The sequence below is a fragment of the Ruegeria sp. D3 genome (genome assembly GCF_056534465.1).
In genome coordinates, this window is record NZ_JBQFPK010000009.1 from 203,498 (window position 1) to 224,773 (window position 21,276).

At 59.1% G+C, this 21,276-nt stretch carries 20 protein-coding genes; 11 read left to right on the plus strand and 9 right to left on the minus strand.

Features of this window, described 5'->3' with window-relative positions; all coding sequences use genetic code 11:
- Nucleotides 1-8 precede the first annotated feature (8 nt).
- From ACR0DX_RS14850 to ACR0DX_RS14860, 3 genes are all read left to right on the plus strand, one after another.
- Nucleotides 9-443: a GFA family protein gene (locus ACR0DX_RS14850; protein ID WP_170355552.1), complete on the plus strand. Its 435-nt coding sequence runs from the start codon at nucleotides 9-11 to the stop codon at nucleotides 441-443.
- Nucleotides 440-4,972 carry a glutamate synthase large subunit gene (gene gltB / locus ACR0DX_RS14855; protein WP_170355551.1) on the plus strand — a complete coding sequence of 1,511 codons (4,533 nt, stop codon included), beginning with the start codon at nucleotides 440-442 and terminating at the stop codon, nucleotides 4,970-4,972. Before ACR0DX_RS14850 ends, gltB begins: the two co-directional genes overlap by 4 nt.
- Before the next feature lie 179 nt (nucleotides 4,973-5,151).
- Nucleotides 5,152-6,102: a Hint domain-containing protein gene (locus ACR0DX_RS14860; RefSeq protein ID WP_170355550.1), complete on the plus strand. Its 951-nt coding sequence runs from the start codon at nucleotides 5,152-5,154 to the stop codon at nucleotides 6,100-6,102.
- On the opposite strand, the gene ACR0DX_RS14865 is transcribed toward ACR0DX_RS14860, so the two are convergent.
- Entirely contained in the window at nucleotides 6,099-6,317 is a 219-nt protein-coding gene (locus ACR0DX_RS14865) for a hypothetical protein (RefSeq protein WP_480846576.1), read from the minus strand. The two genes, ACR0DX_RS14860 and ACR0DX_RS14865, sit on opposite strands and share 4 nt — an antisense overlap.
- On the opposite strand from ACR0DX_RS14865, the gene mtgA reads away from it, so the two are divergent.
- The 4 genes from mtgA to ACR0DX_RS14885 all read left to right on the plus strand — a co-directional run bounded on the left by mtgA (nucleotide 6,253) and on the right by ACR0DX_RS14885 (nucleotide 10,785).
- Nucleotides 6,253-6,876 (plus strand): monofunctional biosynthetic peptidoglycan transglycosylase, encoded by a 624-nt coding sequence (gene mtgA / locus ACR0DX_RS14870; RefSeq protein ID WP_348539098.1) that lies wholly within the window; start codon nucleotides 6,253-6,255, stop codon nucleotides 6,874-6,876. The genes ACR0DX_RS14865 and mtgA overlap by 65 nt on opposite strands.
- Nucleotides 6,877-6,934: 58 nt before the next feature.
- On the plus strand, nucleotides 6,935-7,600 hold the full coding sequence (fzlA, locus tag ACR0DX_RS14875; protein ID WP_170355737.1) for an FtsZ-binding protein FzlA: 666 nt from the start codon (nucleotides 6,935-6,937) through the stop codon (nucleotides 7,598-7,600).
- A 72-nt stretch (nucleotides 7,601-7,672) separates the two neighbouring features.
- A complete protein-coding gene (gene queG, locus ACR0DX_RS14880) occupies nucleotides 7,673-8,710 on the plus strand; it encodes a tRNA epoxyqueuosine(34) reductase QueG (protein ID WP_170355548.1) in 1,038 nt (345 codons plus the stop codon).
- A gap of 71 nt (nucleotides 8,711-8,781) precedes the next feature.
- On the plus strand, nucleotides 8,782-10,785 hold the full coding sequence (locus ACR0DX_RS14885; RefSeq protein WP_170355547.1) for a hydantoinase/oxoprolinase family protein: 2,004 nt from the start codon (nucleotides 8,782-8,784) through the stop codon (nucleotides 10,783-10,785).
- Between the two features lie 4 nt (nucleotides 10,786-10,789).
- Here the strand turns inward: ACR0DX_RS14885 and msrA are convergent, their stop codons facing one another.
- Nucleotides 10,790-11,299, minus strand: a complete 510-nt coding sequence (gene msrA, locus ACR0DX_RS14890) for a peptide-methionine (S)-S-oxide reductase MsrA (RefSeq protein ID WP_353392425.1) — start codon at nucleotides 11,297-11,299, stop codon at nucleotides 10,790-10,792.
- Complete coding sequence (gene msrB / locus ACR0DX_RS14895) at nucleotides 11,299-11,745, minus strand: peptide-methionine (R)-S-oxide reductase MsrB (protein ID WP_170355545.1); 447 nt, start codon at nucleotides 11,743-11,745, stop codon at nucleotides 11,299-11,301. The genes msrA and msrB overlap by 1 nt, the downstream gene beginning before the upstream one ends.
- 140 nt (nucleotides 11,746-11,885) lie before the next feature.
- Between msrB and ACR0DX_RS14900 the strand changes: the two genes are divergently transcribed.
- On the plus strand, nucleotides 11,886-12,407 hold the full coding sequence (locus tag ACR0DX_RS14900; protein WP_170355544.1) for a glutathione peroxidase: 522 nt from the start codon (nucleotides 11,886-11,888) through the stop codon (nucleotides 12,405-12,407).
- On the opposite strand, the gene ACR0DX_RS14905 is transcribed toward ACR0DX_RS14900, so the two are convergent.
- Entirely contained in the window at nucleotides 12,383-13,270 is an 888-nt protein-coding gene (locus ACR0DX_RS14905; protein WP_170355543.1) for a DMT family transporter, read from the minus strand. The two genes, ACR0DX_RS14900 and ACR0DX_RS14905, sit on opposite strands and share 25 nt — an antisense overlap.
- A 194-nt stretch (nucleotides 13,271-13,464) precedes the next feature.
- Between ACR0DX_RS14905 and ACR0DX_RS14910 the strand changes: the two genes are divergently transcribed.
- Nucleotides 13,465-13,698, plus strand: coding sequence for a hypothetical protein (locus ACR0DX_RS14910; protein WP_170355542.1), 234 nt, complete (start codon nucleotides 13,465-13,467; stop codon nucleotides 13,696-13,698).
- Between the two features lie 60 nt (nucleotides 13,699-13,758).
- Here ACR0DX_RS14910 and ACR0DX_RS14915 read toward each other — a convergent pair whose 3' ends face one another.
- The 4 genes from ACR0DX_RS14915 to ACR0DX_RS14930 all read right to left on the minus strand — a co-directional run bounded on the left by ACR0DX_RS14915 (nucleotide 13,759) and on the right by ACR0DX_RS14930 (nucleotide 18,454).
- Nucleotides 13,759-14,046 (minus strand): HU family DNA-binding protein, encoded by a 288-nt coding sequence (locus ACR0DX_RS14915; protein ID WP_039533371.1) that lies wholly within the window; start codon nucleotides 14,044-14,046, stop codon nucleotides 13,759-13,761.
- Nucleotides 14,047-14,176: 130 nt separating this feature from the next.
- The gene (locus ACR0DX_RS14920) at nucleotides 14,177-15,640 is read right to left on the minus strand and encodes an AMP nucleosidase (protein WP_170355541.1); all 1,464 of its coding nucleotides are present in this window, start codon (nucleotides 15,638-15,640) and stop codon (nucleotides 14,177-14,179) included.
- Nucleotides 15,637-17,439: an adenine deaminase gene (gene ade, locus ACR0DX_RS14925; protein ID WP_170355540.1), complete on the minus strand. Its 1,803-nt coding sequence runs from the start codon at nucleotides 17,437-17,439 to the stop codon at nucleotides 15,637-15,639. The genes ACR0DX_RS14920 and ade overlap by 4 nt, the downstream gene beginning before the upstream one ends.
- A 139-nt stretch (nucleotides 17,440-17,578) precedes the next feature.
- Complete coding sequence (locus ACR0DX_RS14930; RefSeq protein ID WP_170355539.1) at nucleotides 17,579-18,454, minus strand: LysR family transcriptional regulator; 876 nt, start codon at nucleotides 18,452-18,454, stop codon at nucleotides 17,579-17,581.
- A 109-nt stretch (nucleotides 18,455-18,563) separates the two neighbouring features.
- Here ACR0DX_RS14930 and ACR0DX_RS14935 point away from each other — a divergent pair, with 109 nt between their 5' ends.
- Nucleotides 18,564-19,319 (plus strand): class II aldolase and adducin N-terminal domain-containing protein, encoded by a 756-nt coding sequence (locus ACR0DX_RS14935; protein WP_170355538.1) that lies wholly within the window; start codon nucleotides 18,564-18,566, stop codon nucleotides 19,317-19,319.
- A gap of 10 nt (nucleotides 19,320-19,329) precedes the next feature.
- Nucleotides 19,330-20,319: a sterol desaturase family protein gene (locus ACR0DX_RS14940; protein ID WP_480846565.1), complete on the plus strand. Its 990-nt coding sequence runs from the start codon at nucleotides 19,330-19,332 to the stop codon at nucleotides 20,317-20,319.
- Here ACR0DX_RS14940 and ACR0DX_RS14945 read toward each other — a convergent pair.
- Complete coding sequence (locus ACR0DX_RS14945; protein ID WP_170355536.1) at nucleotides 20,316-21,257, minus strand: GlxA family transcriptional regulator; 942 nt, start codon at nucleotides 21,255-21,257, stop codon at nucleotides 20,316-20,318. The genes ACR0DX_RS14940 and ACR0DX_RS14945 overlap by 4 nt on opposite strands.
- Between the last annotated feature and the right edge of the window lie 19 nt (nucleotides 21,258-21,276).

The following is a 21,276-nucleotide window of genomic DNA, read 5'->3' on the forward strand; positions in this document are numbered from 1 at the left end:
GCGCCGGAATGCCCGAGTTGCAAGGCCAATGCATGTGTGGCGCGGTCACCGTGACCGCGACTCCCGCGCGCGATGCGCTGGGCGCGTGCCATTGCGACCAGTGCCGCCGCTGGACCAGCTCGATGCTTGTGACGTTTGAGGCCGAAGAGGGCTATGCCGCGTTAGGCCCCGTGAAAACCTTCACCTCGTCCGATTGGGCCGAGCGCGCCTTCTGCGCTGACTGCGGCTCGGCGCTATGGTACCGGATCACGCTTCCAGGTGAAATGCACGGACACACGCAAATCGCGGCAGGCCTGTTTCAGGATACAGGCCACACGCTGAAACTTGAACTTTACTTCGACAAAAAGCCCGAAGGATACGCGTTCGCAGGTGAACGCAAGCAAATGACCAAAGCCGAGGTTGAGGCCATGTATGCCTCCTCGGAAGAAGGAGACAGCCAATGACCAAATACGATGCCGATTGGGTGCGCGCCGAAGAAGCCAAACGTCAGTGGATGGCCGAAAACGGTCTCTATTCCAAAGAGGAAGAACATTCTTCCTGCGGCGTAGGCCTTGTTGTGTCCGTCGACGGCAAGCCTTCGCGCAAGGTTGTGGATGCGGGGATCGACGCGCTCAAGGCGATCTGGCACCGGGGCGCTGTGGATGCCGATGGCAAAACCGGCGACGGTGCCGGCATCCATGTGCAGATTCCGGTCCCCTTCTTCTATGATCAGATCCGTCGCACCGGTCACGAGCCCAACCTGGACGAGCTGATCGCTGTTGGTCAGGTCTTTTTGCCCCGCACCGATTTCGGTGCGCAGGAAAGCTGCCGGACCATCGTGGAAACCGAAGTGCTGCGCATGGGTTACTACATCTATGGCTGGCGCCACGTGCCGGTTGATGTGACCTGTCTAGGCGAAAAGGCCAACGCGACCCGCCCCGAGATTGAGCAGATCCTGATCTCGAACTCCAAAGGCGTGGACGAAGAAACCTTTGAGCGTGAGCTGTATGTGATCCGTCGCCGGATCGAAAAAGCGGCGGCAGCGGCTGGGATTTCGGGAATGTATCTGGCGTCGCTGTCGTGCCGCTCGATCATCTACAAGGGCATGATGTTGGCTGAACAAGTGGCCGTCTTCTACCCCGACCTGATGGATGAGCGTTTCGAATCCGCCTTTGCGATCTATCACCAGCGTTATTCCACCAACACCTTCCCGCAATGGTGGTTGGCGCAGCCCTTCCGCATGTTGGCCCATAACGGCGAGATCAACACGCTAAAAGGCAACGTCAACTGGATGAAAAGCCATGAGATCCGCATGGCATCCTCGACCTTTGGGGACTATGCCGAGGACATCAAACCGATCATCGCGGGCGGATCGTCGGATTCAGCCGCACTAGACTCGGTTTTCGAAGTTCTGGTACGTGCAGGCCGGTCTGCTCCGATGGCGAAAACCATGCTGGTGCCGGAGAGCTGGTCCAAGCAGGCGGTTGAACTGCCGCAGGCGTGGCGTGACATGTATTCCTATTGCAACTCGGTGATGGAACCGTGGGACGGCCCCGCCGCGCTGGCCATGACCGATGGCCGTTGGGTATGCGCCGGTCTGGACCGGAACGGCCTGCGTCCGATGCGCTATGTGGTGACTGGCGATGGTCTGGTTATCGCAGGGTCCGAGGCCGGCATGGTGCCGATTGATGAGGCATCGGTGACGGAAAAAGGCGCGCTGGGCCCGGGTCAGATGCTGGCCGTGGATATGAAGCGTGGCAAGCTGTACCGCGACACGCAGATCAAGGATAAACTGGCGCGTGCTCTGCCGTTTGGTGAGTGGGTTGGCAAGATCAACGATCTGAATGAAAGCCTGTCAGGCGTGACAGAGACCGCGAAGTTCAGCGGAGAGGAACTGCGCAAGCGCCAGATCGCGGCTGGTTATTCTGTTGAAGAATTGGAGCAAATCCTTGCCCCCATGGCTGAAGACGGCAAGGAATCATTGGCTTCGATGGGCGATGACACCCCGTCGGCAGTTTTGTCCAAGCAATACCGCCCGCTCAGCCATTTCTTCCGCCAGAACTTTAGCCAGGTGACCAACCCGCCGATCGACAGCCTGCGCGAATACCGCGTCATGTCGCTGAAAACCCGGTTCGGAAACCTGAAAAACGTGCTGGACGAAGACAGCAGCCAGACCGAGATCATCACGCTGGACAGCCCCTTTGTAGGCAACGCCCAATGGGACCGGCTGGTGGAAAATCTCGGCTCGCCGCTGGCGGAAATCGACTGTAGCTTTGAACCCGGTCGGGGCGCGCTGAGCGCTGCTTTGGTCCGTGTTAGAGCCGAAGCAGAAGAGGCCGTGCGCTCGGGCGCGGGGCATCTGGTGCTGTCCGATATGAACTCGGGCGAGGGCCGCGTGGCGATGCCGATGATCCTGGCGACCAGTGCCGTTCATTCGCATCTGACCCGTCAGGGACTGCGGACTTTCTGTTCGCTGAACGTGCGTTCGGCGGAATGTGTTGATCCGCACTACTTTGCCGTTCTGATCGGTTGTGGCGCGACCGTTGTGAACGCTTATCTGGCCGAAGACTCGCTGGCTGACCGCATTGATCGCGGCTTGCTGGATGGCACTTTGACCGAGAATGTCGCGCGCTACCGCGAGGCGATTGATCAAGGCCTGCTGAAGATCATGGCCAAGATGGGGATTTCGGTGATCTCCTCGTACCGCGGTGGCCTGAACTTTGAGGCCGTGGGCCTGAGCCGCGCCATGGTCGCCGAGTTTTTCCCGGGCATGACCAGCCGGATTTCCGGCATCGGTGTCACCGGTATTCAGGCCAAGGCCGAGGAAATCCACGCCAAAGGTTGGGACAGCGGTCTGGACGTGCTTCCCATCGGTGGTTTCTACAAAGCGCGCAAATCGGGTGAGACCCATGCGTGGGAAGCGAGCTCGATGCATATGATGCAAATGGCGTGTAACCGCGCATCCTATGAGCTGTGGAAACAGTACTCGGCCAAGATGCAGTCAAACCCGCCGATCCACCTGCGTGACCTGATGGATTTCAAACCGCTGGGCAAACCGGTGCCGATTGAAGAGGTCGAATCGATCACCTCGATCCGCAAACGCTTTGTCACGCCGGGCATGTCGCTGGGTGCTTTGAGCCCCGAGGCGCATAAGACGCTGAACGTGGCGATGAACCGGATCGGAGCCAAGTCTGACTCTGGTGAAGGCGGCGAAGATCCGGCGCATTTCGTGCCGGAGCCGAATGGCGACAACCCGTCGGCCAAGATCAAACAGGTGGCTTCGGGCCGCTTTGGCGTGACCGCCGAATACCTGAACCAGTGTGAAGAGCTTGAGATCAAGGTCGCCCAGGGTGCGAAACCGGGTGAAGGTGGTCAGTTGCCGGGCATGAAGGTCACCGACCTGATCGCGCGCCTGCGTCACTCGACCAAAGGCGTGACGTTGATCTCACCGCCGCCGCACCACGATATCTACTCGATCGAGGATCTGGCGCAGCTGATCTATGACCTGAAACAGATCAACCCGCGCTGTAAGGTGACGGTGAAACTGGTGGCGTCGTCGGGCGTTGGCACGATTGCCGCCGGTGTGGCCAAGGCCAAAGCGGATATTATCCTGATTTCGGGTCACAATGGCGGCACGGGCGCGTCGCCCGCGACGTCGATCAAGTATGCTGGTTTGCCGTGGGAGATGGGCCTGACCGAGGCGCATCAGGTTCTGGCGATGAACAACCTGCGCGACCGCGTGACTCTGCGGACCGATGGCGGGCTGCGCACCGGGCGTGACATTGTCATGGCCGCGATGATGGGGGCCGAGGAATACGGCATCGGCACCGCTGCCCTGATCGCGATGGGCTGTATCATGGTACGTCAGTGCCAGTCGAACACCTGCCCGGTTGGTGTGTGTACGCAGGACGAATCCCTGCGCGCCAAATTCACCGGCAATGCCGACAAGGTCGTCAACCTGATCACCTTCTACGCGCAGGAAGTGCGCGAGCTGCTGGCCAGCCTTGGTGCGCGCTCGATTGACGAGATCATCGGACGGGCCGATCTGCTGGCGCAGGTCAGCCGTGGCTCGGCGCATCTGGACGATCTGGACCTTAACCCGCTGCTGATCACCGTCGATGGCGCACATGACATCGTCTACAACCGCGACAAGGATCGCAACGCAGTGCCTGACACGCTGGACGCCGAGATTGTGCGCGACGCGGCGCGGTTCCTGAAAGACGGTGAGAAGATGCAGCTGTCCTACGCGATCCAAAACACGCACCGGACAGTGGGCACTCGGGTGTCCAGCCATATCGTGCAGAACTTTGGTATGCGGAACACGTTCCAAGACGATCATCTGCATGTGAAGTTGCAGGGCTCGGCTGGTCAGTCGCTGGGGGCTTTTGCGGCGCCGGGTCTGAAACTGGAAGTGTCGGGTGATGCCAATGACTATGTCGGCAAAGGTCTGTCGGGCGGCATGATCGTCGTGCGCCCACCGCAGGTCAGCCCGCTGAAGGCAGATGACAACACGATCATCGGCAACACGGTTCTATACGGCGCCACCGACGGCCACCTGTTCGCAGCGGGTCGCGCAGGTGAACGGTTCGCGGTTCGGAACTCGGGTGCCAAAGTGGTGATCGAGGGCTGCGGCTCGAACGGGTGCGAATACATGACCGGCGGTGTGGCCGTGATTCTGGGCGACATTGGTGCCAACTTTGGCGCGGGCATGACCGGCGGCATGGCGTACCTGTACGATCCCGAAGGCAAGGCGCAGGCGTTGATGAACATGGAAACACTGGTGACCTGCCCGGTGACGGTGGATCACTGGATGGACCAGATGAAAACGCTGATTGAACGCCATGCTTTGGAAACCAACAGTCGCAAAGCTGCAGATATCCTGCAACATTGGGATGTGGAAAAGGCAAACTTCCTTCAGGTCTGCCCAAAGGAGATGCTGAACAAGCTCAGCCATCCTCTGACCAACGAAGTTGAAGCAGTTCCTGCGGAATAAGACCCTGTCTGATCGTTAATCGAAAAACCCGCGTGTCTCCTGAAACACGCGGGTTTTTCTATTTTTGGGCATTTTTGACGGTTTTCTTGCGTTTTTAATCGTTTCACGCCTAGCTAACGAAAACGTTATCTCGGCGCTCTGGTCGCCAGTCCATTTAACGCGTCGCAGGGAGCAGGCACATGCCAACAACCTACACAGATCAGTTTTTTGTCATCGACCCGGCCAATCCCGGAGCGAACGGTACGACACCTGGCTCGACCCTGACGGTTCAGAAATTCGACATCGTCGACCAGAACGACAACGGCCTGATCAACCGGCTGAACAACGACTCGGTCGACGGATCAGACATTACGGCGTCCTATTTCGATGACATGGTGACCATTGAATTGGATGACGGCACTCAGATCACCTACACGGGTGTGACCTTCTATCTTGCCGATGGGCGCGAGGTGTTTACACCCACCGACGGACAAGTTTTGGAAAGCGGGACGTTCGTCAGCTCATCTGCGACTGATTTCAGCGACACCGGAGGTTCATTTGGTTCGGTCGATATCGGAGCCGGCGATCTGGGCCCACCGTGTTTCACGCCCGGCACAATGATCGAGACGGTATCCGGCCCTCGCCGGGTCGAGGACTTGCGTCCCGGTGATCTGGTTCTGACCTCTGACAACGGGGCGCAGCCTTTGCTTTGGGTCGGCAGAACAACGGTGAAAGCCCAGGGAAAACTTGCCCCGGTACGCTTTGAAGCCGGTGTTTTGGGGACGAACAAACCGCTGATCGTCTCTCCGCAACACCGTATTCTGATCGAGGACTGGCGCGCGCCCTATCTATTTGGGCATTCCGAAGTTCTGATTGCGGCGCATTGTCTTGTGAACGGCAAAACGGTCACGCGCGTCGAAGGTGGCGAGGTCGAATATCTGCATCTGCTGTTTTCACGACATGAGATCGTGACGGCAAATGGCGCAAAAAGCGAAAGTTTTTATCCGGGTCATGCCGTATCAATGGCCGACAGCCAAACGCAGGCCGAGATTCTGACCTTGTTTCCCGAGCTTGGTCGCGAAAACCCTGTTTTGCCGGATACCGCCCGTCCGGTAGTACGCCCGCGCGAAGCCCGCGTAATCGCGATTTAACCCGTTCCATACCCGTCTTCGGCGTCGTATAGCAACAGCATGGCAAAAAAAGCAGCGCGCAAATCGAGCAGCAAGAAACGCAAGGCCGCTAAAAGAAAAACACCGATTATTCCGAGAATCCGCAGCTGGGTAGGGCGTGGGTTTTTGGTGGTGATCGCATGTGTTGTTGGGCTGGTGGTTTTGTATTCGGTGGTGAATCCACCGGTGACCCACACGATCTGGTCCGAGTGGCGGCGCCTAGGCAAAGTCGAACGGGATTGGGTTCCGATAGAACAGATTTCTCCGGTCATGGCGCGCTCGGCTGTGGCGGCGGAAGACGCCAATTTCTGTCTGCACTGGGGCTTTGATGTCGAAGCCATTCGCGATGCACTCGAGGACGGAGGGTCAAGGGGTGCGTCAACGATTACACAGCAGGTGGTGAAGAATGTGTTCTTGTGGCAAGGGCGCAGCTGGGTACGCAAAGCGCTTGAAACCTCGATCACACCGGTTGTCGAAATCTTTTGGAGCAAACAACGTATCCTTGAGGTGTATCTGAACGTGGCCGAGACCGGGAATGGCGTTTTTGGAGTCGAAGCAGCGGCTCAGCGTAACTTCAATGTACCCGCCTCCAAGCTGTCGCCGGTTCAGGCCGCGCGGATCGCTGCAATTCTGCCCTCCCCCCGAAACAGATCGGTCACTGATCCATCAGTACGCACACGTAGGCGGGCGGCCTCGATCCTGGATGGGGCGGCCACCATCCGCGCAGATGGTCGCGCAGATTGTTTCGAGGATTGAAATACTAACCCTCTCGGCGCTAAAGCTGGATTGTATTCACTGGTTCGATTGGAAGCTCATGGCGCGTCTGTTTCACGTTCCCCTGTCCCCATATTGCCGCAAGGTCCGTCTGTCGCTAGCGGAAAAGAAGATCGAGGTTGAGCTGGTCGAAGAGAAGTATTGGGAGCAAGACCCGGATTTCCTGCGTCGCAATCCGGCGGGTAAAGTTCCCGTTCTGCGGTTGGACGGTCAGGTGATGGCGGAAAGCGCAGCGATTTGTGAATACATTGAGGAAACGCGCCCCGAGCCATCTTTGATGCCGAAAACCCCCGAAGCTCGGTATGAGGTGCGGCGATTGGTGGGTTGGTTCGATGACAAGTTTCATCACGAGGTGACATCGAAACTGTTGTATGAACGGGTCAACAAGAAGATGACCGGTCAGGGATACCCGGACAGCAAGAACGTGAAAGAGGGTGCCAAGGCCATTAAATATCATCTGGATTATATGGCATGGTTGCTGGATCATCGGCGTTGGTTGGCTGGCGATCAGATGACGCTGGCGGATTTTTCGGCGGCTGCGCATTTGTCGGCGTTGGACTATATCTCGGATGTGGATTGGAACCGGTCGGCGGCGGTGAAGGATTGGTATGCCAAGATCAAGTCCCGGCCCGCGTTCCGGTCGATACTAGCGGATCAGGTGCCAGGGTTCCGGCCTCCGCCGCATTACGCGGATCTGGATTTCTGATAGGGTGGCAGGGGGGCTGTCTGCCCCCCATCGCGCCGGGGCGCGATTCCCCCCGAAGGTATTTTTAGCCAGATGAAGAGCGGATCGGATTTAAAGCGCAAGGTGGTCGCTCGGGCATTGAGCGAGGGGTTTGTGTCCTGTCGGATTTGTCGGCCGTGGGATGTGCCCGAGGTGCCAGCGCGATTGCAGGCGTTTTTGGATGCTGGGTATCACGGGCAGATGGGATGGATGGCTGAGCGGACCCATTGGCGGGGCGATCCGTCGGCTTTGTGGCCCGAGGCGCAGTCAGTGATCATGTTGGCCGAGAGCTATGCGCCTGAACATGATCCTACCGAGGTTTTGAGCCATCCAGACCGGGCTGCGATTTCGGTCTATGCGCAGAACAAGGATTACCATGATTTGGTGAAAAAACGCCTCAAGCGGTTGGCGCAGTGGTTGATTGCCGAAGGTGGCGGCGAGGTGAAGGTGTTTGTTGATACAGCGCCGGTGCCTGAGAAGGCCCTGGGCCATGCGGCGGGGTTGGGTTGGCAAGGGAAGCACACCAATCTGGTCAGCCGTGATTGGGGAAATTGGGCCTTTATAGGCTCTGTTTTCACCACATTGGACCTGCCTGCGGATATGGCCGAGGTGGATCATTGCGGATCGTGTCGCGCTTGTTTGGATGCCTGTCCAACGAATGCGTTTCCTGCGCCCTATCAATTGGATGCGCGGCGCTGCATCTCTTATCTGACTATCGAACATAAGGGCCCGGTGGACGAAGAGCTGCGCGGCAAGTTGGGCAATCGGATTTACGGATGCGATGATTGTCTGGCGGCCTGTCCGTGGAACAAGTTCGCCGTTGCGGCCAGTGATATTCGCTATGCTGCGCGGGATGATTTGGTGGCCCCGCCTCTGGCTGAATTGGCGGGGTTGGATGATGCGGCGTTTCGGGTCAAGTTCTCGGGCTCGCCCATAAAGCGGATCGGACGGGATCGGTTTGTGCGCAATGTGCTGTATGCGATTGGCAATTCCGGTTTGCCCGCGCTGAAGCCGGTGGCGCAGGGGTTGGTGGAAGATCCGGATCCATCCGTGGCTGATGCCGCGCGCTGGGCGGTGCAACAACTGCCATAAGTGCCGCAAACAGGCTGGACGTGTCGGTCCAAACCGCTACACCCAATTCAGCGAACAGGAAGGAGAACCCGATGGCGCTGGCTTTGGGGGTGGATACGGGCGGAACCTATACGGATGCGGTGCTGATCCGGGATGAGGCTGAGGTGATCGCTTCGGCCAAGTCGCTGACCACGCGAGCAGACTTGGCAATCGGCGTGGGCAAAGCGATTTCGGCTGTGTTGGAACAGGCGGCAGTTGGCCCTGAGCAAATCTCCATGGCATCTTTGTCGACCACTTTGGCCACCAATGCTCTGGTCGAGGGGCAGGGCGGGCGTGTGGCGCTGGTCTATATCGGGTTCAAGGAAGGCGATTTGGATCGGCACGGGTTACGCGACGCGTTGAAAGGTGATCCAGCCTTGGTGATTGCTGGGGGTCACAGTCATGCGGGGAGCGAAGCCACGCTGTTGGATGTGGCCGCGTTGGAGGCCTTTTTAGACACTCGTAAAGGCATTTCCGGCTTTGCTGTCGCCGCGCAATTTGCCACGCGCAACCCCGCGCATGAGTTGGAAGCGGCGCGGATTATTACCGAGCGGACGGGGGCTCCGGTCACCTGCTCGCATCACCTGTCGGCCAAGCTGAATGGGCCGAAACGGGCGGTGACGGCGGTATTAAACGCACGGCTGATCGGGATGATCGACCGGCTGATCGGACGGGCGCAGGATCAGTTGCTGGCGCTGGGCATCACCGCGCCAATGATGGTGGTGCGCGGTGACGGCGCGTTGATGAGCGCCGAGCAGGCGCGGGAGCGCCCGATCGAGACGATCCTCAGCGGGCCTGCAGCCTCGATCGTGGGGGCCAGTTGGTTGACCGGGGCTGAGAATGCCTTGGTATCGGATATTGGCGGGACAACCACGGATATTGCGCTGATCCGCGACGGTAAGCCCGCGATTGATCCCAATGGTGCGCAGGTTGGCGGTTTCCGCACCATGGTCGAGGCGGTGGCGATGCGCACCCATGGTTTGGGCGGCGACAGTCAGGTCCATGTGGTGACTGAGGGGCTGGGAGGCGGCGTGGTCCTTGGGCCGCGTAGGGTATTGCCAGTGTCGCTGATCGCGGCCGAGGCCCCGGATGTGGTGCATGCTGAGTTGGACAAACAACTGCGCGCGACCACGGTAGGTGAACATGACACGCGGTTTGCCCGTCGCGTGCCCGGTATCCATGCCGAGGGGCTGGGTGCGCGGGAAGAGGTGTTGTTGGACCGTCTTGGCGATCAGGTTTTGCCGCTGAGCGACCTGTTGCGCACACGGATGGAGAATGGGGCTCTGACGCGGTTGGTGGATCGCGGGATCGTTCAGGTCTCGGGCGTGACGCCGTCGGATGCAAGCCACGTTCTGGGACGGCTGGACGCCTGGGATGCCGAGGCCGCGCTTAAGGCTCTGGAACTGGTGTCACGCAAACGGGTCGGGTCGGGTGATGTGCTGGCGAAAACGCCCGAGGCTTTGGCGCAGATGATCGTGGATCAGTTGACCGAACAGACCTCATTGATCTTATTAGAGACTGCTTTTGCCGAAGAAGCCGAGGATTTTGGTATCCCTTCCGCCGATCTGGCGCGGCATGTTCTAACGCGCAAGGGCTTGGCCGGGCATCGGGGCCTGCTGGCGTTGGATGCGGCGTTGAACGTGGATGTGATCGGGTTGGGTGCGTCGGCCCCCAGCTATTACCCGGCGGTCGGGGAGCGTTTGCATTGCAAGATGATCCTGCCCGAACACACTGGCGTGGCCAATGCCATCGGTGCGGTCGTCGGTCGCCTGACTTTGCGCCGGGCGGGGACAGTCACGTCGCCGTCCGAAGGCAAGTTCCGAGTGCATCTTGAGGACGGGCCGCAAGATTTCAACGATTCAGAGGCGGCGCTAACCCTGCTGGAATCCGTGCTAAGATCCGAGGCCGAAGGCGCGGTGCGTGACGCCGGGGCCGAGGATATCCGCGTGATCGTTGACCGCGACATCCGCACTGCCCGCGTCGAGGCGCAGGAGGTGTTTGTCGAAGCCATGATCACGGTTGAAGCCAGCGGCCGCCCAAGGGTTGCCGCCGGCTGATCGCTTATTCCGCCGCGTCGCGTTTGGGCAGAACCCAGTCGGGGCGCGGGAAGTGGCAGGTATAGCCGTTGGGGATACGCTCCAGATAGTCCTGATGCTCGGGCTCGGCGTCCCAGAAATCACCGACGGGCTCCAGCTCGGTCACGACTTTGCCGGGCCAGATGCCGCTGGCGTTCACATCGGCAATCGTGTCCAAGGCCACCTGTTTCTGTGCGTCATCCACATAGTAAATAGCCGAACGATAGCTCATCCCGCGGTCATTGCCCTGACGGTTTACCGTGGTCGGATCGTGGATCTGGAAGAAGAACTCCAGCAACTCACGATAGCTGATCTGCGCGGGATCAAAGAAAATCTCGATCCCTTCGGCATGGGTTCCGTGGTTGCGATAGGTGGCGTTGGGGACATCGCCGCCGGTATAGCCGACGCTGGTGCGGGACACGCCCGGCAGTTTGCGGATCAGGTCCTGCATTCCCCAGAAACAACCTCCGGCCAGGACAGCGCGTTCTTCGGTCATCAGATTTCCTCCACATGGATCAGATAGTCGGCATAGCCTTCGGCCTCCATGTCATCGCGGTGGACAAACCGCAAGGAGGCTGAGTTGATGCAATAGCGCAGCCCGCCATGTTCGCGCGGACCGTCGGGGAAGACGTGGCCCAGATGGCTGTCGCCGTATTTCGAGCGCACCTCGGTTCGGATCATGCCGTGGGTGGCGTCGTGAAATTCTTCCACATGTTCATGCACGATGGGCTTGGTGAAACTGGGCCAGCCACAGCCGGATTCGTATTTGTGGGTCGAGGCGAACAGCGGCTCGCCCGAAACGATATCCACATAGATCCCCGGTTCCTTGTTGTTCAGCAGCTTGCCGGTGCCCGGACGTTCGGTCCCGCTGTTCTGCGTGACATGGTATTCTTCAGGTGAGAGGGCGGCGATGGCCTCGGGGGATTTGGTGTATTGGGTCATGGATCCTCCGGTCGGTTGGGTTGCACCATTATTTGGGGGTTGAGGCGCAGAAATCAAAGCCTGATTCACGCACCTCGCGTCCTCGTGCGTTGATCCGGTAGGCGATTTGGCGCGTATACTGAGGCAGAGGAGAGTTCACCATGTTCCGCATCTTGCTGTTGACCGCTTTGATTCTGACCGGGCGCACCGTGCAGGCCGCGCCGCTGACCGGAGAGTTTCCGTCCATCGACGGCGGCACCCTGTCGATCGCGGATTGGCGGGGGCAACCGGTTTTGGTGGTGAACACGGCCTCGCATTGTGGCTTTACCGGTCAATATAGTGCGCTACAGCAGGTGCATGAGGATTATAGCCCGCGTGGGCTGGTGGTGCTGGCGGTGCCCTCGGATTCCTTCAATCAGGAGTTGGGCTCGGCGGAAGAGGTCAAGGAATTCTGTGACTTCAACTATAACCTGACCCTGCCAATGACCGACATCACCCCGGTTCGAGGCGCAAAAGCGCATCCTTTCTATCAACAGGTCGCGGAGCAGACAGGATTTGAGCCCAGTTGGAACTTCAACAAAATCCTTCTGAACACTGAAGGCGAAGTAATAGCGACCTATGGCGCAACCATGCGCCCCGATTCCCGGCAAGTGCTGTCTCAGGTCGAGGCTTTGCTGCCCTGAGCAGGTTGCCGCGATAACTGCACGGCCAAAATCCCGGCGGTGGTGATTAGTACGCCAACGGCATCCAGTGGGCCGAGTTTCTCCCCCAGTAGCAACGCAGCAATCGTCACGCCGAAAACAGGGTTAAGGAAGTGGAAGGTGGCTGCGCGGGTCGCTCCGATCCGGTCCAGCAACAGGAACCAGATCAGAGTGGCCAACAAGCCGGGGAAAAGGGTTGTGTAGGTGAAAGCCAGCGCCAACGGCACCGTGGGGTGGATATAGATCGTCTCGAATACGGGAGCCGCGACGAACAGAACGGCTGAACCAACCAGCATCTGCAACCCCATAACCATCATGAAATTCCCGCCCGAGGTCGCCCCGCGCACCGCCAAGGTGGCGAAGGTCAGCGCCAAGGCTCCAACACCGCAGAGCATCACGCCGAACATATCAACGCCCGCGCTGATGCGGCTGCTCATGATCAGGGCGACGCCTGCAAACCCTGCCAGAAGGCCGATCACGCCCATGTGCCGCAGACGATCGCCCAGAAACAGCCAACTTGCCAGCGCCACCAGCAGTGGCATGGTCGAGGCGATAATGGCGGCAACCGACGCCTCAATCGTTTGCATTGCGTAGAAATTCAGACCCAAATACAGGGCATTTTGGCAGATTCCAAACAGGATGGTCGCGTACCATTGTTGCGGCGTCAGCCGCCAACTCTGTCCCATTGCGCGTGCAATGGCCACGCCGATCAACCCGGAAATCAAAAAGCGCAGTGCCAGCGAAAACAACGGTGAAGCGTCCATCACGATGATCCGCGCCGAAGTAAAGGCCGACGACCAGATCAGTGCAAATGTCAGCCCCATGGCCATGGCGCGCAGATCCATCGCCCATCCCCCTTGTTGGTTTCGCGCACTGTTCCTTAAATCAGTAAGGGTCGCAAGATGTACCGTCTGGCCGTAGTAACTAGGAATCTCATGAGGGCACCAGACGCGCGGCGCACAATTTAATTCTTACCGGAGTTGGAGTTACTTTTCGGCACGCTAGATTATAAGTGACGATGACAAAGGCGTAGCTTGTTATGTTGCAAGAGAAGCGAAAAGACTTGGATTCAGAGCGGCAGAAAAAGCTGCTGTTTCGGCTTGTGGATGAACTCAGTCAATCTTCGCCTGATCTGTACTATCGCCCAACCAGTGAGATCGCGACGTACCTTGAAACGTATATTCGTAAGGAAGCAAAACTATCCGCAGACGATCGGGCCCTGATGAACCGGCTCAGCCGTCGTGATCTGGAAGTGCTGTTAAGTTTGCACTGATCCCAAAGAAAAAGGGCCCCCAACCGGCGGCCCTTGATCGTATCATTGCGACAGCTGAGATCAGCCGTTCACGCTGTCCTTCAGTGCCTTCGCAATGGTCATTTTAACCACCTTGTCGGCCTCTTTCTTGAACTGCTCGCCGGTGGCGGGGTTGCGCACCATGCGCTCGGGGCGTTCGCGGCAGTAGATTTTGCCAACGCCGGGCAGGGTCACTGCGCCGCCGGCCGAAACTTCGCGTGTGATCAGGCCGGTCATGGCCTCCAGCGCGGCGTTCGCGGCTTTTTTGTCAGTCCCCATTTCCTCAGCGAGAGCAGCAACCAGCTGAGTCTTTGTCATAGGCTTTGCCATTTCTTGGTCTCCTTAACGTGCCCGATGTCTTGGGCCTCACCGCGTAACTGTAACGGGATATTGTGGCCGAACACAACGAATAGTAGCGCGAAAAACCCTAAAAATAGGGGGAAAACGTTGCTTTTTTGCTTCAGAGAAAGGCTGTTTCGTCAAAAGAACGCAATTTCCGGCTGTGCAGACGCTCAAGCGGCATGCCTCGCAGGTGTTCCATCGCGCGAATTCCGATCGCCAAATGGCGGCTGACCTGTGTGGTATAGAAGTCCGAGGCCATGCCCGGAAGCTTCAATTCCCCGTGCAGCGGTTTGTCCGAGACACAGAGCAAAGTGCCATAGGGCACCCGGAACCGATATCCATTGGCGGCGATCGTGGCGCTTTCCATATCCAGCGCAATCGCGCGAGACTGGCTGAGGCGCTGCACCGGGCCGGACTGATCGCGCAGTTCCCAGTTGCGGTTGTCGACCGAGGCGACAGTGCCGGTGCGCATGACGCGCTTCAGCTCGTAGCCGTCCAGTTCCGTGACTTCGGCCACGGCGCGTTCCAGCGCCACCTGCACTTCGGCCAGGGGCGGGATCGGGACCCAGACGGGCAGGTCATCGTCCAGCACCTTGTCTTCGCGCAGATAGGCATGGGCCAGCACGAAATCCCCCAGCGCCTGCGTGTTGCGCAAGCCGGCGCAGTGGCCAACCATCAGCCACGCATGTGGTCGCAGAACTGCGATATGGTCGGTCGCGGTTTTTGCGTTGGATGGCCCCACCCCGATATTGACCAGTGTAATCCCCGACCCATCGGCGCGTTTCAGGTGGTAGGTCGGCATCTGAGGCAGCTTCAGAGGCTGCTCCAAAACGCCGTCGGCCGAGGTGATCTGCGCATTCCCGGTCGACACAAAGCTGGTATATCCGCTTTCGGGGTCGGCCAGTTGTTCGCGGGCGTAGTTCTCGAACTCGGACACGTAGAACTGGTAGTTGGTGAACAGCACATGGTTTTGGAAATGGCTGGGATCGGTGGCAGTGTAATGCGCCAGACGGGCCAGCGAATAATCCACGCGCTGGGCGGTGAACAACGCCAGCGGGCCAATCTCGGTTTCGTGGTCATGCACTCCGTTGACGATATCGTCATTGGTTGTCGTCAGGTCCGGCACATCGAACACATCGCGCAAGGTGAACCCCGCCGCGCCCTGATGCGGCACCACGAGGTCGGGGTTATTGGCCACGGCGAAATGGACCGGGATCGGAGTATCCGAGGCACCAATCATCACAGGTTGGTCATGGTTCTTGATCAGCAGGGCAATTTGTTGGGTCAGATAGGCCCGGAACAGATCGGGCCGTGTGACCGTTGTGGCGTGGGTGCCAGGTTCGGCGACGTGACCAAAGCTCAGACGGCTGTCCACATGAGCGTACGAGGTCGTTTTAATGCGAATTTCTGGGTAATAGGCTCTGAATCGTTCAGACGGAGTGCTTGCCTCCATCGCTTTGGCGAAGTTTTCGCACAGAAAACTTGTGGCCTTTTCGTACAGCTCTTCCAGGCGCGCCACGGCTGCGGCAGGATCGGTGAACTTCTCAGGGTTTGGGACGTCGGGTGTTCTTATTATTGTCATGCGAGGGGTTCCAAAAGGTCGATCTTTTCAAATGTCCGTACATCCACCAGCCCAAGGTCGGAAATCCGCAGTTCGGGGATCACGACAAGGGCCAGCAACGAGTGCTGCATATACGCGTTGTTCAACTGACAGCCGCAGTCCTGCATCGCCTGAACCAACCAGTCCGCCTTGGCGGCGACATCGGCGGCGGGACTGTCGGACATCAGGCCAGCGATCGGCAGTTCCACCAGCGCCAGTTCCTCGCCGTCGCGGAACAGGGTGATGCCGCCGCCCACCTCTGCCAGACGGTTCGCTGCCAGTGCCATCTGTTCGCGGTCGGTCCCCACAACGATCATGTGGTGGCTGTCATGCGCTACGGTTGACGCGATGGCCATGCGCCCTTGATACCCAAAGCCCGAAACAAACGCGTTCGTGACCCCACCGGTCGCGCGGTGGCGTTCGACCAACGCGATCTGGCAAACGTCGCCTTCGCCCTCGACCAGCCCACCGATGATGGGTAATTCCGCCTTCAGCGCCTTGGTCGGGGCCTGATTCTCCACCACGCCGATCACATTGGCCCGCACGCGGTTGGCACCCTCGGAGGCTTTGATTTCAAAATCCGTATCAGCCAGCACATGGCCCAAATGCACCGTATTGCGCGCGCTGTCCGGCCAGTTCAGATGTGGGCAGTCCACGGTGATCGCGCCATTTTCTGCGACGATCTGGCCGCGAGCGATCGCCACCTCAATTGGAAGCTCGCGCAAATCAGAACTGAGGATAATATCCGCCCGCCGGCCCGGTGTGATTGACCCGATCTCGCGTTCCAGCCCGAAATGGGTGGCTGTGTTGATCGTCGCCATTTGCAGTGCGATCAGCGGGTCACATCCGCAGGCAATCGCGTGGCGCACCACGCGGTTCATATGCCCCTCATTCACCAATGTGCCCGAGTGGCAATCATCTGTGCACAGAATAAAGCCGCGCGGGTCTAACCCTTTCTCGGTCACCGCCGTGATCTGGCTTTCCACGTCATACCAGGCCGAGCCCAGCCGCATCATCGACCGCATCCCCTGCCGCACCCGAGCGATGGCGTCGGCTTCGCAAGTTCCCTCGTGGTCGTCAGCGGGGCCGCCGGCAACATAAGCCGCAAAATCAGGCCCTAAATCGGGTGATGCATAGTGTCCTCCCACGGTTTTGCCCGCATTCTGAGTCGCCGCGATCTCGGCCAGCATCTTGGGGTCGCCGTGAATCACACCGGGGAAATTCATCATCTCACCCAACCCGATGATGCCGGGCCATTTCATAGCCTCGGCCACGTCTTCGGGGGTGATCTCATAGCCCGTTGTTTCAAGCCCTGGGGCCGACGGCGCGCAAGAGGGCATCTGGGTGAAGATGTTGACCGGTTGCATCATCGCCTCGTCATGCATCATCCGCACGCCATCCAGTCCCAGCACATTGGCAATCTCATGCGGGTCGGTGAACATTGACGTCGTACCATGAGGGATCACCGCGCGGGCAAACTCCGCCGGGGTCAGCATCCCTGATTCGATATGCATATGCGCGTCGCACAGACCCGGCAGCATATAGCGCCCATTGGCTTCGATGATCTGCGTCTTTGGGCCGATGCAATGCGAGGCATCCCGCCCCACAAAGGCGATGCGCCCGCTGGCGATCGCGATGTCGTGATCCGGCAGCGCCTCACGTGTGTGAACATTCACCCAGATCCCTCCGCGCACGACCATGTCGGCTGGATCACGTCCAGCGGCAACAGCGATCAATCGGGGGGCGGTATCGGGCCAACTTGGGAAAGGCGTATATTCCATGGCTCAACTTTTCTGAATGTGTCCGAAGGTGCAACCCCTGCCGAACATCTATCATCAAACCGTTATGCAGCGCGTCAGCGCTGCCCGGCCCAACCGAAGGAGGGCGCGCGCAAGCGTCCCTGACGATGGGCGGGAGCGCCTACCCCGCCAGATCGCGGGCAATTTCCCGCCTTACCCAATCGGCGAACAGGACGGCACCCGGCGTCTCCTCGGCCTGAGGCGACAGCAGCAGGTAATAAGCCTCGGGCATCTCCGCACGATACTCAAACGGAGCCACCAGTTGTCCGCGCTCGATCAGGTCGCGAGCTATGGTGTCATGGGTCAGGCAATACCCACCCCCGGCCATCGCAACAGACAGGCTAACCAGATAGGTTGTTGAATAGGTTATGGGCGAATTTTCCCAATTTAGATCCTGTTCACTGATCCAGTTCTGCCAGTTCGACAGCAGGTTCGAGCAGTCAAACAGGGGTTGTTCCTGAATATCTTCCAGCCGCACTTCATAGCCCGGCGCGCAGACCGGGTAATAGTGATCGGTGCGCAGTAACTCGGTGCGCACCGTGTCGGACGGGCGCAGGGAATAGCGGATTTCGACCGCCGCGCCCTCGGCCATTTCGCGCGGCTCCCAGAGTTCGGTGAAGATGTTCAATTGCACATCCGGGTGCGCAGCCCGGAACCGGGGCAGGCGCGGTCCCAACCAGTTCACGGCAAAAGTGATGTTGCTTTGAACCTGAACCGCGTTCTGCTGCGCGCCGGTGACGGCCTGCGTGCCACGCACCAGCGTGCGAAACGCCTCACGTACCACGGGCAGATAGGTGATTCCGGCCTCGGTCAGCTCTAGCGCGCGGGGACGGCGCAGAAACAGAGGTTGGCCCAGATAACCCTCAAGCGATTTTATCTGCTGACTGACCGCGCTTTGCGTCATGTTCAGATCACGCGCCGCACCGGTGAACGACAAGTGTCGCGCGGCGGCCTCGAACGTACGCAGCCAACCCAGCGGAGGAAGCGATGTCTGCATTGGTATAACCTCACCATTAGTTCAGCTTATGGAATAGGTGAGAATTTTTCGTTGGTCAAATCTGCCTTGCGTCGCCACCTTCTTGAGAAACCAGATGGAGGAGCCCGCCATGACCGTCACCGAATTGCGTCCCAATATCGACCACTGGCCCGAGCGGGTCGACCTGGCTGCCACCTTCCGCTGGACTGAACGCCTGAACATGCACGAGTCCGTGGCCAACCACTTCAGTTTAGCCGTCAACGAGGACGGAACGCAGTTCCTGATGAACGCCAATCAGATGCATTTCGCACGGATCAAGGCGTCGAATCTGTTGCTGCTGGATGCCAATGATCCCGATGTGATGGATCAGCCGGGCGCGCCCGACCCGACCGCTTGGGGCTTGCATGGCTCGATCCACCGCCATTGCCCGCATGCGCGCTGTGTGATGCATGTGCATTCGATCTTTGCAACCGTTCTGGCCTCGTTGGCCGATAGCACCCTACCGCCGATCGACCAGAACACTGCCACCTTCTACAACCGCTATGTGGTGGACCAGGAATTCGGCGGGCTGGCCTTCGAAAGCGAAGGTGAGCGTTGCGCCGCGATGCTGTCGGACCCGAAGAAGAAGGTCATGATCATGGGCAACCATGGCGTGCTGGTGACTGGCAGCGACCCGGCCGATACGTTCAACCGCCTCTATTACTTCGAGCGTGCGGCCGAGACATATATCCGCGCTTTGCAAACCGGCCAGCCCCTGCGTGTCTTGTCCGATGAGATTGCGGAAAAGACTGCGCAGGAACTGGACGACTACCCCGATCAGGCCGAGGCGCATCTGCGGGAAATCAAGGCTCTGCTGGATGCAGAGGGTTCGGACTACGCCAGTTAAAGGGATTTCCATGACTGATACTGCACAAGACCCCGAAGCCGCCCGCTGGCACTATCACCCCGAAGGCCCTGTGGGTTTGAACCCGCTGTTCGCGTGGCCTCCGCGCCCCGCCTCCGTGCTGAAGTGGTATAGCGGGGCGTGGTTGCAGATTACCTCACTGACCCTGTGTATGGGGCTGGCGGTCATTGCCTATGTCGTATTTTTCCCTGGGTTAGAGTCAATGAATAGCTTTGCTCCGGGGTGGATGTTCCGCATTTGGCTGCTGAACATGGTGCCTCAGATCTTGGTGGCGGGCGGGCTGCATTGGTGGCTCTACATGCGCAAGGGGCAGGGCATGTACAAAAAGTTCGACCGTCGCGACCTGACCCGAGACAACGGCAATTTCACCTTCCGCAATCAGGTCTGGGACAATATCTGGTGGACGCTGGGCAGCGCCATGACCGTGGCGACCGTGTATCAATGGGTGATCTATTGGGCGATGGCCAACGGATATGTGCCGACAGTCACTTGGGCCAGCGCGCCCATTTGGTTTGTCGTCTGGATGTTGTTCATCCCGATGTGGTCTGGCTTGCATTTCTATTGGGTGCATCGGCTGGAGCATCACCCGAAACTCTATAAACATGTCCATGCCGTGCATCACCGCAACGTCAATATCGGCCCGTGGTCGGGGATATCGAACCATTGGTATGAAAACCTGCTGTATTTCACGACCTATTTCATCCATCTGATCGTGCAGTCCCACCCTCTGCATCTGCTGTTTCACACGTATTTCCAGCAGATCAGCCCGGTTCTGTCTCATTCAGGGTTTGAAAAGCTGAAAGCCGGAGAAACTGAAGCGGCCCGTGCGGGGGACTTTTTCCACCAGCTTCATCACAGGTATTTCGAGTGCAACTATGGCACCTCGGAAATCCCCTTCGACAAGTGGTTCGGCACCTATCACGATGGGTCTGCCGAGGCGACGACGCGGACGCGGGCCTATAAAAAGCAGATGTATACCTAGCCGGATCGCATTGCGCGCGGGGTGGTCCCGAACTCGGTCCGAAAAGCGCGGGTCAGGGCGCTGGGGTCGTCATAGCCTGCGCGCAGGGCGATCTCGGTGATGGTCAGGTCGGTCTCGGCTGCCAGTTTCCGGGCCAGATTCAGGCGCAGGCGGCGATAGACCTGTGCGGGGCCTGCGCCCAGTTCGGTTTGCATTCGGGCCGCCAGTGCCTTTTGCGATCGTCCAACCCGGCGGGCGATCTCGGGGATAGGCAAGGGCGTTTCCAAATGTTCCTGCATCAGCGCCAGCGCTTTGTTCACATAGCTGCTGGTCGCACCCGCCCCGCCGGAATGAGACCTTGCGGAATCGCGTGTCATGAAAAGCTGCGCTACCTCCAGCGCCAAAGCCTGCCCGTGGTCTCGCCCAATCAGGTGCAGCACCAGATCAAACGCCGCCATCGCGCCAGAACAGGTAATGCGGTCGCCGTCGATCACGTAGCGTTCGCGCTGTGCGTCTATCTCTGGGAACCGCTCGGTAAAACTGCCCAATTCTTCCCAGTGGATCGTCGCACGGTGCCCGTCCAGTAATCCGGCCAGCGCCAACAACCAGCTTCCTGTGTCCAGCCCGGCCAGCGCACTGTAACGCCCCGCTGCGGATCGCAACCCCGCCAGCGTCCGCCACCCGCCATGGGCGCGAAACCCGTAAGAGGGCATGACGAGCAACGTATCGCCCCGTGCATTCTGCAAGATGTCATGTGGTGCGACTTGCAGCCCCGAAGATGACGTGACGGGCGCACGATCTAGTGACAGAAATTGCCAGTCATACAGCTTGCGCCCACCGATGGAATTCGCAGCCCGCAAGGGTTCGACCGTATTCGCCAGGCAGTGGTTGGAAAAGCCGTCGAACAGAAGCACTCCGAATTGCTGCGGCGCAGCGGGCGATTTGATCCATCTTTGCATGATTTAGGTCTATTTCTGC